This is a genomic window from Streptomyces cacaoi (assembly GCF_006539165.1).
In the GTDB taxonomy this organism is placed as follows: domain Bacteria; phylum Actinomycetota; class Actinomycetes; order Streptomycetales; family Streptomycetaceae; genus Streptomyces; species Streptomyces cacaoi.
This window is the reverse complement of record NZ_BJMM01000003.1, coordinates 30,547-45,425: the sequence shown is the minus strand read 5'-3', so window position 1 is coordinate 45,425 and position 14,879 is coordinate 30,547. Positions and strand designations below refer to the sequence as shown.

Below are 14,879 nucleotides of genomic sequence, written 5' to 3'. Positions count from 1 at the left end.
TCCGGCGGCGCGGTGGGTCAGATGAGCCCGTGGCGCATCGCGTAGCCGACCGCGTGTGCGCGGTTGCGCAGATGCAGCCGGGTGGCGACCTCGTGCAGCACGTTCTTGACCGTGCGCTCGGAGTAGGAGGTCTTCTGGGCGATCTCCGTGGTGTCGAAGCCCTCCGAGACCAGCCGGAGCATGTCGGCCTCGCGGGTCGTCAGGGTGGAGAGCGTCAGCCCGCGCGGATCGAGGACGGTGCGCTGGAGGCTGCTGACGTGGTCGAGGAGCTTGCCCAGCAGGTCCCCGGGGAGGACGCCCTCGCCGTTGGCCATCGCGGTGACCAGGTGCAGCAGCCGCCCCCGGTCGACCTCGGCCCGGCGCAGCACGGCGGCCACCCCGCACTCGATCATCGTCTGTAAGGTGTCCGCCTCGAAGGAGCCGACGACCAGGCCGGTCCGGGTGGCCGTGTTCCGTTGCAGCCGGCGCAGCAGGCGCACGGTGGGCTCGTTGACGCAGTCCACCACCACGAGCGACACCTGGGCCTCGTCGGCGTCCTCGTCGTCGACCAGTTCCAACTCCGGCTGCTGGCGCAGCTGTTGGACGGCGCCCGCGTACAGGATGGCGTCCTCGGCGTACAGGGCGACGGAGATCCGGCCCTGCCGCACGGGGGTGCGGGGTGTGGCCGTCGGCCAGGCGGCGGAGCCGCGGTACTGTCCTGCCGCGGCGGCCCGGTACTCGGTGGTGGTCAACTGCTCGTCACTGGTGTGCTGTTCTTCGGCGCAAGTCATCGCTCGGTACCTGTCTCTTCCGGAGGTTCCCTGTGTGCGGTCTGCTGGCGGGTCCGGCCCCGGCCGCCCGGCGGGGCGCTCCGGTGCTCCGGCCCGGTGCGGTGGTACGGCGGCGGGGGAAGGGCAACGCGCGGGTGTTCCGCGAAGGCACCGGACGTGCCCGTTCTTTGCCCCGGACGCCCCTTCCGCGCGGCGTGCGGCGCTCTACGTTGGCGGCGTGACCACATCTGCCGAACGCGAGATGCCGGCTGTGACGGTGTCGCCCGGGGAGACGGCGACGACCAGCCTGACCATCCGCAACGACACCGACATCGTCGAGGCGTACGCACTCCAGGTCGTCGGGGACTGTGCGGAATGGAGCACCGTCGAGCCGGCACGGGTGTCGCTGTACCCGGGCACTTCCGAGACCGTGACGGTGCGGCTGACTCCCCCGCGCTCGCCCGAGGTGCGGGCCGGCGACGTACCGCTCGGCGTGCGCGTGCTCCCCGGGGAACAGCCGGACCTGGTCACCGTTCCGGAGACGACCGTCACCGTCACCCCCTTCCACGAGCTGCGGCGGGAGCTGGAGCCCCGGCGCCGGCGCGGCTGGCTCGGCGCGCGCTACCGGGTCCGGGTGCGCAACCAGGGCAACGCGCCGGTGACGGTCCCGCTGGCCGGCACCCAGGACGGCGAGGAGCTGCGATTCGCCCTCCAGCAGGGGCAACCGCGCCTGGAGCCGGGCGAGTCGGCCGAGGCGGGGCTGCGGGTGCGGGCCGTCAAGCCGATCTGGTTCGGCGCCCCGGTCACCTGGACCTTCGGCGTGGACACGGCCGGGGCGCTGGACGAGAAGGAGCAGACAGCGGCGGCGGAGGTCCGGCAGCCGCCGCTGGAGGGCGAGTTCGTCCAGCTGTCGGTGTTCCCGAAGTGGCTGCTGGCGCTGCTCGCCGCGCTGCTGGCCCTGCTGCTCGCCTGGTTCGCGCTGGTCCGCCCGGCGGTCCGCAGCACCGCCAAGCAGGCCGCGCACGACGCCGCCGAGGAGCGCGCCGCGAAGGGCGGCGCCGAGCAGGACGGCGACGGCGGCGCCGGCAGCGGCACCGCCCCGGGAGGCAAGAAGGACGGGGCGGGCGGGAAGGCGGACGGCCAGGGCTCCGGCCCGGGCGGCGGCGGGGGCGGCAACGGCGGCACGGTCACCGGTCCGGACGTCGTGCCGGGCAGCGGGCGGCAGAGTTCGGCGACGATCGACGTCCAGTCCGGCGGCGGCGACCGGAAGGCGGGAACGTACGAGGTGCCCGAGGGAAAGGTGCTGGGGATCACCGACATCGTGGTGGCGAATTTCCAGGGCGACGAGGGCCTGGTGACGATCAAGTTCGGCAAGCGGAAGATCACGACGATCGCGCTGGAGACGTTCCGCAATCAGGACTATCACTGGGTCACCCCCATCCGGATCTCCGAGGGCGCCACCGTCACCGCCGACGTGACCTGCACAAAGCCCGGCACACCGGCCACCGGCAAGCGGGCATCCGGCTGTCACGAGGTACTGAACGTGAGCGGCACGCTGAGCGATCTGAAACGGTGAAGAGAGGCTCCGAGGCGTTCACTGCCTGCTGTGCAAGAAGAAGACACCGGAACGTTTCTCGTCCAGGTGTGCCCACAGGAAACGGACGTTCCCAGCCAATCCCGTGCGCAACTTGACGCATTCGATACACCTGCGTGCACGGCCCCGTCGGGCAGGGCCGCACGGGCATCCCCAGGTGCCCCACCGGCCCCTCGAATGTGCCCGCACGGCCCTCGACGCGCACCAACTGCCCGTGTATGCAGGGGCGTTCGGAGCGGTTCCCGCACACACCGGGGCCGCCGCCGGGCCCCGGGAGGCGTTCAGGCCCGCTCGTCCTCCTGGCGGAACGCGGCGACCAGGGCGTGGGGCGCGTCGGCGCCGAACATCCACTCGTGGAGCCGGTCGCCGTCGAGGGCGGCCTCGGTGCCGCGCGGGAACATGGCCCGCTCGTACTCGGCGAGGGCCGCCTCGGTGCGGCCCGGGTGCGCGGCGAGCGCCTTGCCGAGTTCGGCCCCGTCCAGCATGGCCAGGTTGGCGCCTTCACCGTTCGGCCCGGACAGGTGCGCGGCGTCGCCGAGCAGCGTCACACCGGGCACCCGGTCCCAGCGGTGGCCGGCCGGCAGTCCGCTGAGGGGCCGCAGGACCGGAGCGGTGTCGCTTTCGGTGATCAGCGCGGTCAGCTCCGGGGCCCAGCCGTCGAATTCCCGCGCGATCCTTGCGAGAGCCGCCGCGCCGTCGGTGAAGTCGACGGCCGCGAACCACTCCTGCGGTTCGGACAGCGCCAGATAGGTGTGCAGCGTGCCGCCCTTCTCCCGGTGGGCCTGGATCCCCCGGCCCGGGGCGAGCGCCAGGAGCGAGCCGCCGCCGACGGTCTTCGCGGCGGCCGGGTGCCGGACGTCGGCGTCGTACAGCCAGGTCTCGACGAACGACCGGCCGATGTAGGCGGGTACGGCGTCGGAGAGCAGCGGCCGGACGCGGGACCAGGCGCCGTCCGCGCCGACCAGCAGCTCCGTCACGACGGTGCCGCCGTCGGCGAAGGAAACCTCGTGGCGGCCCCCGCCCAGTGCGCGCACGCCGGTCGCCTTGTGCCCCCACCGCACGGTGCCGGCGGGCAGCGAGTCGAGCAGCAGCTGCCGCAGTTCGCCGCGCTGGACCTCGGGGCGGCCTCCCGAGCCGTCGTCGGGCCGCTCCAGCAGGACGTTCGCGTCCCGGTCGAGGATCCGTATCGCCTCGCGGCCCTCCAGGACGAGCTCCCGGAACGCGTCCGTCAAGCCGGCCTCCTCCAGCGCGAGTTGGCCGTTCTCCTCGTGGATGTCGAGCATCCCGCCCTGGGAGCGCGCCGTCGGCGAGGGCTCGGCCTCGTGGACGGTCGCCGGGATGCCGTGGACGTGCAGGACGCGGGCGAGCACGAGGCCGCCGAGTCCGGCTCCGATGATCGTGACAGGGGTGTGCATGGTGACTCCGTCTCCGGGCAGGTCGGCGCGCGCCCCGGCGGACACCGGTGCGGCGAAGGGGTGTTGGGGTGTGTGCGGGTACGTCGGGCGCGGCCGGGCCGCGGGGGTGCGGCTACGACCGGCTCGGCCGGGGCAGCTCCGCGGTGATCTTCGTGAGCAGGGTGTGCAGCGCCTTGCGCTCGGACTCGTCCAGCGGGGCCAGGATCGTCTCCTCCACGGCCTTCACCTCCGACTCCAGGCCGGCGATGAGCTGCCGGGCGGCCGGCGTCGCGTGGACGCGTTTGCTGCGCTCGTTCCCGGGCTCCGTGCGGCGCTCGACGAGACCGCGGCGTTCGAGCCCCCGCAGCAGGCTGGAGACGCTCGCCGGGCTCGTGCGCGTCACCTCCGCGATGTCGCGCTGGATCGCCCCGGGGTTGCGCACCAGATAGCCCAGCACGAAGCCCTGCTCATGGCTGAGTTCGCGCTTCCGCATCCCGTCCTCGCCGACCTTGCGCTGGGCCCACACGATCCAGCGCATGAGGTCGAGGCTGCCGGCTGATGTGACTTCCTCTGCGCCCATGACAGGAACCTTAACAGTTAGAACTCGAACAGTCAAAGCTCGAACATTCCACCCCGCGACAGCACGGAGGAACCGGACACTCCCCTGTTGCTCGTGTTCCGGCGCATGGCAGGCTGCCGTGACATGTCCATAACGGCGTGCGCGCGGGGCCGTCGGCCGGCCGCGGGCGCCGCCGTCCGTCGGGAGGACCCCCCATGCGTGTCTTTCGCGCTCCCCTGACGGCCGCGGTCTCCACCGCGGCCCTGCTGACACTGGCCCAGGCACCGGCCGGCGCCGCGGCCGTCCCCCACCACGCCGCCGGCCCGCCGTCCGCCTACGCCGCACCCGAGGGCTACTACGACGACGCCGAGGGCAAGAGCGGGCCGGAACTGAAGTCGGCGCTGCACGGCATCATCAAGGAGTCCGAGACGCTCTCCTACGACGAGGTGTGGGACGCGCTCAAGGAGACCGACCAGGACCCGGACAACTCCTCGAACGTCGTCCTGCTCTACACGGGCCGCTCCCAGAGCGCCGACGACCACGGCGGCGACGCCGACCAGTGGAACCGGGAGCACGTGTGGGCCAAGTCCCACGGAGACTTCGGCACGTCACCGGGCCCGGGCACCGACGTCCACCATCTGCGCCCGACCGATGTCTCGGTCAACAGCCAACGCGGCAACAAGGACTTCGACAACGGCGGCGAGGAGCTTCAGGAGGCGCCCGGCAACCGCACGGACGACGACTCCTTCGAGCCCCGGGACGAGGTGAAGGGCGATGTGGCGCGCATGGTCCTGTACATGGCGGTGCGCTACGAGGGCGACGACTCCTTCCCCGACCTGGAGCCGAACGACAAGGTCGACAACGGCTCGGCCCCCGAGCTGGGGCGGCTGTCGGTACTGAAGGAGTGGAGCGAGCAGGACCCGCCGGACGACTTCGAGAAGCGCCGCAACGACGTCATATACGACCGCTTCCAGCACAACCGCAATCCGTTCGTCGACCACCCGGAATGGGTGGGCGAGATCTGGTCCTGACGCCCCCGCCCGATCGGCCGTGACGCCCACGCCCGGCCGGTCGTGACGCCCGCTTCCCCGCCGGCGGTCCGCACGGGCCGCCGGCGGGGGCGACCCGGCCGACGGGGACGGCCCTCCGCTCAGGGCCGGGCGCCGTTCGCCTCGACCGCCGCCGCCACGAAGGCGGCCACGAGCGGCCGGCGGTCGGTCTGCGACCAGGCGAGGACGAGCCGGCTCTCCGGCGCGTCCGTCACGGTCCGGTAGGCCAGGTCCGGCTGTTCCGGCCGGGCCAGCGAGCGCGGCAGCACCGCGACGATGCGGCCGAGCCGGATCAGCTGGGCCATCTGCGCCCCGTCGGAGATCTCCGGTCCGTCGGCGGGATCGGGCCCGCCCGTCCACCGCACGCCCTTCCAGCGCGGCAGGGTCTCGTCCGCCAGATCGGCCAGCGTCAACTCCGCGCGTGCGGCGAGCCGGTGGCCGCGCGGCAGGATCGCCACCCGGTCCTCGACGGCCAGCGTCTCGTGGTCGAGGCCGGTCAGATCGTCGAACGGCGCGTACAGCAGCGCCACATCGGCCCGCCCGTCGCGGACGTGTTCGGCGCGGTCGGTGGCGCCGCCGAACACGATGTCGACCTGGCGTGCGTCGGGCTGCCGTGCGTAGGCGGCGAGGATCCCGGAGAGCAGATCGGCGTCGCCGCCGGGCTTGATGACCAGCCGCAGCGGCGCCTCGGTGTTCCCGGCCCGGCGCGCCATCTCGACGGCGGCGCCCACCGCCTGGAGCGCGTGCCGACCGTGGTGCAGCAGCGCCTCACCGGCCGGGGTCAGGGCGACCCGGCGGCTCGACCGCTCCAGCAGCCGGACGCCCAGCCGGGACTCCATGCGCCGGACCGTCTTCGACAGCGCCGGCTGGGCGAGGGCCAGACGTGCGGCGGCGCGGCCGAAGTGCAGTTCCTCGGCCAGCACGACGAAGTACTCCAGCTCGCGGGTCTCCAGGTCGCTCATGGCTCCCAGGGTACCGCGCAGCGATTCCCTCCGGTTATCGCCGCAGAACGAGGCGATCTTGGACACTCCCCGAGTACCCGCAGTTCACTGGAGGCATGTTGCACCACACGATGATCGTCTCCTTTGACGCACCGATTCCTGACAGCGATCTCGACCAGTACCTCAAGGAGCTGGAGGACCTGATGATGGGGTCCGGGCACGTCCGGACGTTCGCGGCCCGGCGCCATCTGCGGGTTCCCGGTGACGACCACAGCCCCGTGTTCGTCTCCACCGCCGTCATCCAGTTCGGCCTGCCCGACCTCGACGCCCTGAACGCCGTCTTCGCCCTGCCCGGGGCGGGGGAACTGATCCGGCGCTGGCAGGCCCGCTACCCGTACAAGGCCGTCTGGGTCAACCACGAGCCGCTGTCGTGACCGGCACCGGAGCGTCCGCGGGTTCCGGGACATCCCCGGGATCCGCGGGCTTCGCGGGATCCGCGGGATTCGCGGGGAAGGCCGGGCTGGTCACCGGCGCCGCGAGCGGTATCGGGCGGGCGAGCGCCCGGGAGTTCGCCCGGCGGGGCGCCGCGGTCGGTGTGCTCGACCTCGACGAGCGGGGCGCCGCCGAAACGGTGGAGCTGATCGTGGCCGAGGGCGGCACGGCCGAGGCGGTCGTCTGCGACACCGGTGCCGAGGACTCCGTGCGGCAGGCCGTGGACCGGGTCGTCGAGGCGTTCGGCGGGCTCGACTTCGCGCTCAACAACGCGGCCGTCGCCTCCACCGACCACCGGCTCGACGAGCTGTCGCTCGCCCAGTGGGAGCACGTGCTGCGCACCAACCTCACCGGCACGTTCCTGTGCATGAAGTACGAGCTGCCCGCGCTCCGGCGGCGCGGCGGCGGCGCGATCGTCAACACCGCGTCCAACGGCGGCCTGTACGCGATCCCGGGCGCACCGGACTATGTCGCGAGCAAGCACGGTGTCGTCGGGCTGTCGAAGACGGCCGCCGTCGACCACGCGCCGGACGGCATCCGCGTCAACGCGCTGTGCCCGGCGCTGACCAGGACCGCCGGGCTCGACGCGGTCGCGGCGCGCGCCGGGGGCGATCTGGTCGCACGGCAGGCGGCGGCCACGCCGCTCGGGCGGCCGGCCGATCCGGAGGAAGTGGCGGCCGCCGCCGTGTGGTTGTGCTCCCCCGAGGCGTCCTATGTGACCGGCATCGCCCTGTCGGTCGACGGCGGCCGGCGGGCCTGACACCCCGCGCCCGGGCGGGCGGCGGTCAGCCGGACGGCTGCCGGTCCGCCCGGGCGGCGATCCGTGCGAGTTCGGCGTCGAGCACCTCGCGCGGGCTCTCGGTGAGGCTGGCGAGCGCGACGGCCGCGGTGACGATGACGTCGCACAGTTCACCCCGCACGTCCTCGGCGGTGTGGGTGGTGCCCTTGCGGGGATTCTGTCCCCGCGCGCCGATCCACGCCTGGGCGACCTCGCCGACCTCTTCGGTGAGCTTCAGGATGCGCTGGCCCAACTCCTCGGCCCCGCGGCCGTTGTGGGCGTCGAGCCAGTCGACGAGCCGCTGGACGGTGGACCACTGGTCGGATGTGAGCATGTGCCTCTTCACGGTTCCACGGTCGGGCCCGGCCGTGGTGCACGGCGGGCGGGCCGGCGAGCGCCCGGGCGCCCCCGCGGCGGCGAGCCGCGCGGGACGGCCGGTGCCGGACGACGGGCGCAGCCTACGCCGCCCGCCGGGCTCACGTGCGCCAGTGGTCGAGCAGTTCGGCGGTCGTGGTGACGGTCGCGACCAGGGACAGCGTGTGGCGCAGCACGGCGGCGGTGTAGTCGGCGGGCACCCCGGCCACCGCGTCGGCGGGCACCACGGCGGTGTATCCGAGGTTGACGGCGTCGAACACGGCGTTGGGCACGGCCACGTTCGTGGAGACGCCGGTGACGACGAGGCAGCGGATGCCGAGGTTGCGCAGCAGCGCGTCGACGTCCGTGCCGGCCAGCGGGGAGAGCCCGTGCAGCCGCCGGACGGTCAGGTCCTCCTCGGCGACGGGTACCGGTGCGGCGATCCGCACGGCGTCGGAGCCGGTGAGCTGGCGCACCGGCAGGCGTTCGGCGGCGCGCAGCAGCGGGGCGTTGCGGCCCGCGCCCCTGCCGTCGGGCCGGCGTTCGGCGACCGCGTGCAGCACCTGCACGCCCCGCTCGTGCGCGGCCCCGACGAGCCGGGCGATCCGCTCCAGCGTGCCCGACGCACGGGCCTCGTGGGCGAGTTCGGGCAGTGCGCTCTCCTCGCCGACGACGCCGCGCTGGCACTCGACGGTGAGCAGGGCGGTGGTGCCGGGCTCGGGCAGTGCTGGGCGGGCCGTCACGACCACCACCCCTTCCGCTGCGGCGGCTTCGGATCCCGGGCGGCGGCATTGCGCACCGCCGGGTACGCCCCCATGCTGTCTGACGGAGCGTCAGAAGTTAAGCCCCGGGGAGGCGGACGTGAGCCAGGACGGCGGGCAGCGCAGGGGACGACGGATCATGATGGCGCCGCAGGAACGGGACGCCTTCCTCACCGGCCAGCGCACCTGCCGGATGGCCTCGGTGGACGCGCACGGCGCACCGCACCTGAGCGCCCTGTGGTTCGCCTGGGACGGCAGCGCGCTGTGGCTCTACTCGCTGGTGCGCAGCAGGCGCTTCAGACAGCTCGCCGCCCGGCCGCACACGGCGGTGCTGGTCGACGACGGCCACGAGTACGGCGAGCTGCGCGGGGTGGAGCTGACCGGCCGGGTGGAGCGGGTCGGGGAGGCGCCGCGCACCGGGGAGCCGTGCCCGGAACTCGACGCCGTCGAGCCCCTGTTCGCGGCCAAGTACTTCCGTCTCGACCGGATGCCGCACGACGGACGCCACGCGTGGCTGCGCCTGGTGCCCGACGCCGTCGTCTCCTGGGACTTCCGCAAGCTGTGAGCGCGGCCGGGGTCACTCGTAGCGGCGCGGGGACGCGGGGCGCACGGCGGCGGCGACGGCCTCGGCCAGGCGCCGTGCCGCACCGTCGTCCAGCGGGGAGACCGTCACCCGCAGCCCCGGCGCGGAGGCCAGCCGGAAGCGGGCACCCGGGGCGACCGCCCAGCCCTCCCGCAGCAGCCGGGCGACCGGGCCCGTCTCCTCCGCCACGGGGATCCACACGTTCATGCCGCTGCGCCCGCGCCCGGTGACGCCCCGGGCGGCCAGCTCCTCCAGCAGCCGCGCGCGCCGCCGCCCGTAGGAGGCGGCCACCGCGCCCGGATCCACGGCGTCCGTGCGCCACAGATGCACCAGGGCGCGCTGGAGCAGATGGCTGACCCAACCGGGGCCCAGCCGCTGCCGGCCGCGCACCCGGTCCACGGTGACCGCGTCCCCGGCCAGCACCGCCAGCCGCAGATCGGGGCCGTACGCCTTCGCCGCCGAGCGCGCCAGCGCCCAGTGCCGGGTGGCGCCGGACAGCGGGTGCAGCGGCAGATCGACGATGCCGTGCCCGTGGTCGTCCTCGACGAGCAGCGTCTCGGGGCGGGCAGCGAGCACCTCCCGCAGCAGCGCGGCCCGTTCGGCGGTGACGGCGGCGCCGGTCGGGTTCTGCGCCCGCGCGGTGAGGACGAGGGCACGGGCACCCTGGTCCAGCGCCTCCTCCAGCGCGGCGGGCAGCGGCCCTTCGTCGTCGAGCGCGACGGGGACGGGGCGCAGCCCCAGGGCGGGGACGAGGTCGAGCAGGCTGCCCCAGCCGGGGTCCTCGACGGCGACCCGGTCCCCGGGGCGCAGATGGGCCGCGAGGACGCGCTCGATGGCGTCCAGCGAGCCGGAGGTGACGGCGAGCGCGTCCGCGGGCACCCCGTCGGCGGCCAGCATCTCGCGGGCGAGCGCCTCGAACCCGGGGTCGATGTCCGGCGCCCCGTACAGCACGGGCTCCGGTGCGGCCGCCGCCGCGGCGAACGCCTCGCCCAGCGGCGGCAGCAGCGCGGGGTCCGGGTTGCCGGCCGCCAGGTCGACGCCGTCGGGCGGCACCTCCACGCGGGCGCTCTCGCGGGGCGCCGTGGCCGGCCGGTGCCGCACCCGGGTGCCCCGGCGGCCCGCGGTCTCCACCACACCGCGGTCCCGCAGCGTGCGGTAGGCGGCGGCCACCGTGTTCGGGTTGACGCCCAGTGTGCTCGCCAACTCCCGCAGCGGCGGCAGGGGTTGGCCGGGCGCCAGCTCCCCGGCGCCGACCGCGCGCTCGATGCCGGCCGCGATCTCTGCTGCGCCCCGGCCCGTGATCCGATACTCTCCTAGCACAAAGAACAGTATGCACTAGTTCAAAAGCTCGCGCACATCCCACCCGAGGGGGAGCCGCCATGCCCGCAGACCAGCCGACCTCCAGGCAGCCCGACCCCGGCCGACAGGGCGTACAACAGCCCGACGAGGCGTCCGCCGCCTACGGCCCGACGGCCCGGACGCGGCCGACGCGCGCCCGCGAACGCGCCGGCTACGACCGCGAGCTGGTGCACGCGATCCTCGACGACGACTACCTGTGCCACCTCGGCTTCGTCCGCGACGGCGCCCCCGTCGTCCTGCCGACGCTCTACGCACGCGTCGGCGAACGGCTGTACGTGCACGGCTCGACGGGCTCCCGGCCGCTGCGGGAGGCCGGGCGGCCGGAGCCGGGGATGCCGGTGTGCCTCACCGTCACCCGCGTCGACGGGCTGGTGCTGGCCAAATCGGCCTTCCACCACTCGGTCAACTACCGCTCCGTCGTGGTGCACGGGCTCGCGAGGCAGGTCACCGACCCGGCGGAGCGCTGCGCCGCGCTGGACGCGCTCGTGGAGAACATCGTCCCGGGCCGGGCGGACGACTCACGGCGGGCCGACGCCAAGGAACTGGCCGCCACCGCCGTCGTCCGGGTGGACCTCACCGAAGCCTCGGCCAAGGTCCGCACCGGCGGCCCGGAGGACGAGCCGGAGGACCGGAACCTCCCGTACTGGTCCGGCGTACTGCCCGTCTCCCGCACCTACGGAACGCCGGTGCCCGCCGACGAACCGGGGCCCGGCATCCCGGTGCCCGGCTACCTCACCGCACGCTGACGCCGGTGGAGCCCTCGCCCGCCTCCGGCTCCGGCAGCGCCCCCGCGCCGGACGCCCCCGGCCCCGAACCGGCCACCCGCGAGGGCTCCTTCGGTGTGGCGCCCTGTGCGATGAGCGCGCCCAGCAGCACCACGGCGCCCCCGGCGAGCTGCACCCCGGTGAGGCGCTCACCCAGCAGCACCCACGCCAGCACGGTCGCCAGCACCGCCTCCAGACAGGCCACCACCCCGGCGACCTGCGGTGAGAGCCTGCGTACCGAGACGACCCCGGTCAGATAGGCCGTCACGGTCGCGACGAGCACGATCCACACCAGCAGCGCGAAGGCGGGCACCGGGCTGCCGTCCATCCGCGCCGTGCCCGCCAGCGCGCTCCACCGCGTCTCCCACGGCCGGGCGACGAGCGTGAGGACGGCCGTGCCGACCAGGAGCCCGAACGCGATGACGCCCAGCGGGTCGGCGGGCGGCCTGCCGTCGTCCCCGCCGCTGCCGTGGTCGGACAGCACGAAGTAGCCGACCTGGCAGCACGCGGCGCCCAGCCCCAGCAGCACACCGAGGCCGTCCAGCCGCAGCCCGGCCCACACCTCCACCACACAGCCGAGCCCGCCGACGGCGAGGACCACACCGACGGCGGCTGCCCGGCTGACCGGACGGCGCTGCACGCACCGCACCCACACCAGCACCAGCGCGGGCGCCAGGTACTCGATCAGCAGGGCGACCCCCACGGGAATACGGGAGAGCGCCGCGAAGTAGAAGCCCTGCACCCCCGCGACGGCCAGCAGCCCGAAGCCGAGGAGCAGCGCGGGGCGTTCGCGCACGAGCCCCCTGTGCCGCCAGGCGACCGGGAGCAGGACGAGCGCGGCGCCGGCGACCCGCAGCCAGGTGACGTGCAGCGGTGCGAGGCCCGCCTCGATCAGCGGCTTGGCGGCGACCCCGGAGCCGCCGAAGGCGAAGGCCGACAGCAGGGCGAGGCCGAGCCCGGACGCGGGGGCGCGCACCCCGGCCTGCGCGGAAGTGGAGTCAGGCATCGGCGCATCATCTCACCAGGCGACAGGAGGGTCGTCCTCCTCGCCTCCTGACACCGCACCGGCGCGCACCCCGGCCGGGCCGCCGCCTTCCAACTTCCGCCGCGCAGACGCATTGACGGGCCCCTGCGGCCCCCCTAGGTTCGCTGGGCAGCATTTCGAACGCCTTACGAAATACCGAACATGAGGGGTCCACTTCGTCATGCGCATCACGCACATCAGCACGCACGTGGTCGGCACGCCCTGGCGCAACCTCACCTACGTCCAGGTCCACACGGACGAGGGCCTGACCGGCGTGGGCGAGACCCGGATGCTCGGCCACACCGACGCGCTCCTCGGCTATCTGCACGAGGCGGAGCGCAACCACATCGCCGGCTCCGACCCGTTCGCCGTCGAGGACCTGGTGCGGCGCATGAAGTACGGCGACTACGGGCGGGCCGGCGAGATCGTGATGTCCGGCATCGCCTGTGTGGAGACGGCCTGTTGGGACATCAAGGGCAAGGCGCTGGGCGTGCCGGTCTGGCAGCTCCTCGGCGGCAGCGTCACCGACCGGGTCAAGGCGTACGCCAACGGCTGGTACACGACCGAGCGCACCCCCGAGGCGTACCACGAGGCCGCGCGGGCGGTGGTCGAGCGGGGCTACCGGGCGCTGAAGATCGACCCCTTCGGCACCGGCCGTCTGGAGCTGGACCACGACGAGACCTGCCGCGCCGTCGCCCTCATCGAGGCCGTGCGGGACGCCATCGGCCCGGACGCCGAACTCATGCTGGAGATGCACGGCCGCTTCAGCCCGGCGACGGCCGTCCGGCTCGCACGGGAGATGGCGCCCTTCCGGCCGGCGTGGCTGGAGGAGCCGGTGCCGCCGGAGAACCTCAAGGCGCTCGCCAAGGTCGCCGGTCAGGTGGAGGCGCCGGTGGCCACCGGGGAGCGGATCCACGACCGGATCGAGTTCCGCGAGCTGTTCGAGTCGCAGGCCGCCGACATCATCCAGCCCGACGTCGGCCACCTCGGAGGCATCGCGGAGACCCGCAAGCTGGCCGCGACCGCGGAGACCCACTACATGCTCGTCGCCCCGCACAACGTGGGCGGGTCCGTCCTGACCGCCGCCACGCTCCAACTGGCCGCGTGCACCCCGAACTTCAAGATCCTGGAGCACTTCAACGACTTCGCCGACGCCGAGATCAAACAGGTGGTGCGGGGCGCGCCCGAGGTCGTCGACGGGTACTTCGCGCTGCCGCAGGAGCCCGGGCTGGGCGTCGAGTTCGACCCCGAGGCCGCGGCCCGGTTCCCCCAGCAGCAGGCCCGGTTCGACCTGTGGGCCGAGGGCTGGGAGAAGCGCACACCGGCCGGACGGGAGGACCGGTGACGACGGGCACCCCGGGCGGCGGGGGCGGTGCGGACACCGGACGGGCAGCAGGCGCAGCAGATGCCGCGGGCGCCGAGACGGCGCGCTCGCTCGTCGTCGAACGGCCCGGGCGGCACCGGATCGCGCTCGCCCCTCCCCCGCTGCCGGGCCCCGGCGAGCTGCGGATCGCCGTCCACGCGGCGGGAATCTGCGCGAGCGACCGCGAACTCTACGAGGGCACCCGCGCCGAGGGGTATGTCCGCTACCCCGTCACGCCGGGGCACGAGTGGTCCGGCACGGTGCGGGCCGTCGGCCCCGGTGTGGATCCGGGGCTCGTCGGGCGCAAGGCGGTGGCGGAGGGCTTCCGGGCCTGTCTGCGCTGTGCCCGCTGCCGGGAGGGCGCGACGAGCCTGTGCCTGTCCGGGTACGACGAGACCGGCTTCACCCGCCCCGGCGGCTTCGCCGAACATCTGGTGGTGCCCGCCCGGCTGGTGCACCCGCTGCCCGACGACGCCGATCTGCGGGCGGCGGCGCTGCTGGAACCGGCCGCCGTCGTCTCGGCCGCCGTGCTGGCCGCCGCGCCCCGGCCCGGCGAGCGGATCGCCGTCCTCGGCGCGGGCACGCTGGGCCTGCTCGCCGTGCAGCTGCTCGCGGCCTGGTCGCCGGCGCGGCTGCTGGCCGTCGACCCGCGGCGCCCGCGGGCCGAGGCGGCGCTGACGATGGGCGCGACCGACGCGTGCACCCCCGCCGAACTCGGCCTCGACCAGGGCACGGACGCCGCGCACCCCTACGACCTGGTCCTGGAGACGGCCGGGGCGCCGAGCACGGCGCACGACGCCTGTCTGCTGGCCCGCCGGGGCGGGCGCGTGGTGCTGACGGGCATGTTCGAGGCCGGCGCGACGGGTATCGACCCGGTCCGGCTGTCGGTCGCCCAGCTCACCGTCCGCTCCGTCTTCGGCGCCTCTTCCGCCGCCTGGTCGTACGCCGTGCAGGCGTTCTCCGCCGGGCTCCTCGACCCCGCCCGACTCGTCACGCACGAGCTGCCGTTGGAGCGGTTCGGCGAGGCGGTGGCGCTGCTCGGCGGCGACGACCCGACCGTCGGCAAGGTACTGCTCCGGCCCTGACACCCGGCCCCGGCCACCGCACACCCGGTC

At 74.3% G+C, this 14,879-nt stretch carries 16 protein-coding genes; 8 read left to right on the top strand and 8 right to left on the bottom strand.

Annotated features, from left to right (window positions below; all coding sequences use genetic code 11):
* Positions 1-17: 17 nt before the first annotated feature.
* The gene (locus SCA03_RS03495) at positions 18-770 is read right to left on the bottom strand and encodes a helix-turn-helix transcriptional regulator (protein ID WP_086817834.1); all 753 of its coding nucleotides are present in this window, start codon (positions 768-770) and stop codon (positions 18-20) included.
* 241 nt (positions 771-1,011) lie between these two features.
* Here SCA03_RS03495 and SCA03_RS03490 point away from each other — a divergent pair, with 241 nt between their 5' ends.
* The gene (locus SCA03_RS03490) at positions 1,012-2,325 is read left to right on the top strand and encodes a COG1470 family protein (protein ID WP_141275231.1); all 1,314 of its coding nucleotides are present in this window, start codon (positions 1,012-1,014) and stop codon (positions 2,323-2,325) included.
* Between the two features lie 299 nt (positions 2,326-2,624).
* Here SCA03_RS03490 and SCA03_RS03485 read toward each other — a convergent pair whose 3' ends face one another.
* On the bottom strand, positions 2,625-3,758 hold the full coding sequence (locus SCA03_RS03485) for an FAD-dependent oxidoreductase (protein WP_086814783.1): 1,134 nt from the start codon (positions 3,756-3,758) through the stop codon (positions 2,625-2,627).
* 112 nt (positions 3,759-3,870) lie between these two features.
* Entirely contained in the window at positions 3,871-4,317 is a 447-nt protein-coding gene (locus SCA03_RS03480) for a MarR family winged helix-turn-helix transcriptional regulator (RefSeq protein WP_030889741.1), read from the bottom strand.
* A 194-nt stretch (positions 4,318-4,511) separates the two neighbouring features.
* Here SCA03_RS03480 and SCA03_RS03475 point away from each other — a divergent pair, with 194 nt between their 5' ends.
* A complete protein-coding gene (locus SCA03_RS03475; RefSeq protein ID WP_030884428.1) occupies positions 4,512-5,327 on the top strand; it encodes an endonuclease I family protein in 816 nt (271 codons plus the stop codon).
* Positions 5,328-5,446: 119 nt separating this feature from the next.
* Here the strand turns inward: SCA03_RS03475 and SCA03_RS03470 are convergent, their stop codons facing one another.
* Positions 5,447-6,307, bottom strand: coding sequence for a LysR family transcriptional regulator (locus tag SCA03_RS03470; RefSeq protein WP_030884425.1), 861 nt, complete (start codon positions 6,305-6,307; stop codon positions 5,447-5,449).
* Between the two features lie 95 nt (positions 6,308-6,402).
* On the opposite strand from SCA03_RS03470, the gene SCA03_RS03465 reads away from it, so the two are divergent.
* Positions 6,403-6,720 carry a hypothetical protein gene (locus SCA03_RS03465; protein ID WP_030884422.1) on the top strand — a complete coding sequence of 106 codons (318 nt, stop codon included), beginning with the start codon at positions 6,403-6,405 and terminating at the stop codon, positions 6,718-6,720.
* 86 nt (positions 6,721-6,806) lie between these two features.
* Positions 6,807-7,538, top strand: coding sequence for an SDR family NAD(P)-dependent oxidoreductase (locus SCA03_RS03460; protein WP_030884420.1), 732 nt, complete (start codon positions 6,807-6,809; stop codon positions 7,536-7,538).
* Positions 7,539-7,563: 25 nt separating this feature from the next.
* Here SCA03_RS03460 and SCA03_RS03455 read toward each other — a convergent pair whose 3' ends face one another.
* Together SCA03_RS03455 and SCA03_RS03450 are read right to left on the bottom strand one after the other, a co-directional pair.
* Complete coding sequence (locus SCA03_RS03455) at positions 7,564-7,890, bottom strand: MazG-like family protein (protein WP_030889745.1); 327 nt, start codon at positions 7,888-7,890, stop codon at positions 7,564-7,566.
* A gap of 142 nt (positions 7,891-8,032) precedes the next feature.
* Positions 8,033-8,653: a cysteine hydrolase family protein gene (locus SCA03_RS03450; RefSeq protein ID WP_230988470.1), complete on the bottom strand. Its 621-nt coding sequence runs from the start codon at positions 8,651-8,653 to the stop codon at positions 8,033-8,035.
* A gap of 157 nt (positions 8,654-8,810) precedes the next feature.
* On the opposite strand from SCA03_RS03450, the gene SCA03_RS03445 reads away from it, so the two are divergent.
* On the top strand, positions 8,811-9,236 hold the full coding sequence (locus SCA03_RS03445; protein WP_030884412.1) for a pyridoxamine 5'-phosphate oxidase family protein: 426 nt from the start codon (positions 8,811-8,813) through the stop codon (positions 9,234-9,236).
* A gap of 12 nt (positions 9,237-9,248) precedes the next feature.
* Here SCA03_RS03445 and SCA03_RS03440 read toward each other — a convergent pair whose 3' ends face one another.
* Entirely contained in the window at positions 9,249-10,574 is a 1,326-nt protein-coding gene (locus SCA03_RS03440; protein ID WP_030889748.1) for an aminotransferase class I/II-fold pyridoxal phosphate-dependent enzyme, read from the bottom strand.
* A 59-nt stretch (positions 10,575-10,633) separates the two neighbouring features.
* Between SCA03_RS03440 and SCA03_RS03435 the strand changes: the two genes are divergently transcribed.
* Positions 10,634-11,359, top strand: coding sequence for a pyridoxamine 5'-phosphate oxidase family protein (locus SCA03_RS03435; protein WP_030884407.1), 726 nt, complete (start codon positions 10,634-10,636; stop codon positions 11,357-11,359).
* Here the strand turns inward: SCA03_RS03435 and SCA03_RS03430 are convergent.
* A complete protein-coding gene (locus SCA03_RS03430) occupies positions 11,346-12,383 on the bottom strand; it encodes an EamA family transporter (RefSeq protein ID WP_086814785.1) in 1,038 nt (345 codons plus the stop codon). The genes SCA03_RS03435 and SCA03_RS03430 overlap by 14 nt on opposite strands.
* 199 nt (positions 12,384-12,582) lie before the next feature.
* Between SCA03_RS03430 and SCA03_RS03425 the strand changes: the two genes are divergently transcribed.
* Together SCA03_RS03425 and SCA03_RS03420 are read left to right on the top strand one after the other, a co-directional pair.
* Positions 12,583-13,746: a mandelate racemase/muconate lactonizing enzyme family protein gene (locus SCA03_RS03425; RefSeq protein WP_030884401.1), complete on the top strand. Its 1,164-nt coding sequence runs from the start codon at positions 12,583-12,585 to the stop codon at positions 13,744-13,746.
* A gap of 119 nt (positions 13,747-13,865) precedes the next feature.
* Positions 13,866-14,849 (top strand): zinc-dependent alcohol dehydrogenase, encoded by a 984-nt coding sequence (locus tag SCA03_RS03420; RefSeq protein WP_051857075.1) that lies wholly within the window; start codon positions 13,866-13,868, stop codon positions 14,847-14,849.
* The last annotated feature ends 30 nt before the right edge of the window (positions 14,850-14,879 follow it).

Bases quoted from the DNA above. Each gene is read 5' to 3' on its own strand.
- SCA03_RS03470 (WP_030884425.1), bottom strand. From the start codon at position 6,307: ATGAGCGACCTGGAGACCCGCGAGCTGGAGTACTTCGTCGTGCTGGCC.
- SCA03_RS03455 (WP_030889745.1), bottom strand. From the start codon at position 7,890: ATGCTCACATCCGACCAGTGGTCCACCGTCCAGCGGCTCGTCGACTGG.
- SCA03_RS03425 (WP_030884401.1), top strand. From the start codon at position 12,583: ATGCGCATCACGCACATCAGCACGCACGTGGTCGGCACGCCCTGGCGC.
- SCA03_RS03435 (WP_030884407.1), top strand. From the start codon at position 10,634: ATGCCCGCAGACCAGCCGACCTCCAGGCAGCCCGACCCCGGCCGACAG.
- SCA03_RS03430 (WP_086814785.1), bottom strand. From the start codon at position 12,383: ATGCCTGACTCCACTTCCGCGCAGGCCGGGGTGCGCGCCCCCGCGTCC.
- SCA03_RS03495 (WP_086817834.1), bottom strand. From the start codon at position 770: ATGACTTGCGCCGAAGAACAGCACACCAGTGACGAGCAGTTGACCACC.
- SCA03_RS03480 (WP_030889741.1), bottom strand. From the start codon at position 4,317: ATGGGCGCAGAGGAAGTCACATCAGCCGGCAGCCTCGACCTCATGCGC.
- SCA03_RS03485 (WP_086814783.1), bottom strand. From the start codon at position 3,758: ATGCACACCCCTGTCACGATCATCGGAGCCGGACTCGGCGGCCTCGTG.
- SCA03_RS03465 (WP_030884422.1), top strand. From the start codon at position 6,403: ATGTTGCACCACACGATGATCGTCTCCTTTGACGCACCGATTCCTGAC.
- SCA03_RS03490 (WP_141275231.1), top strand. From the start codon at position 1,012: ATGCCGGCTGTGACGGTGTCGCCCGGGGAGACGGCGACGACCAGCCTG.
- SCA03_RS03445 (WP_030884412.1), top strand. From the start codon at position 8,811: ATGATGGCGCCGCAGGAACGGGACGCCTTCCTCACCGGCCAGCGCACC.
- SCA03_RS03475 (WP_030884428.1), top strand. From the start codon at position 4,512: ATGCGTGTCTTTCGCGCTCCCCTGACGGCCGCGGTCTCCACCGCGGCC.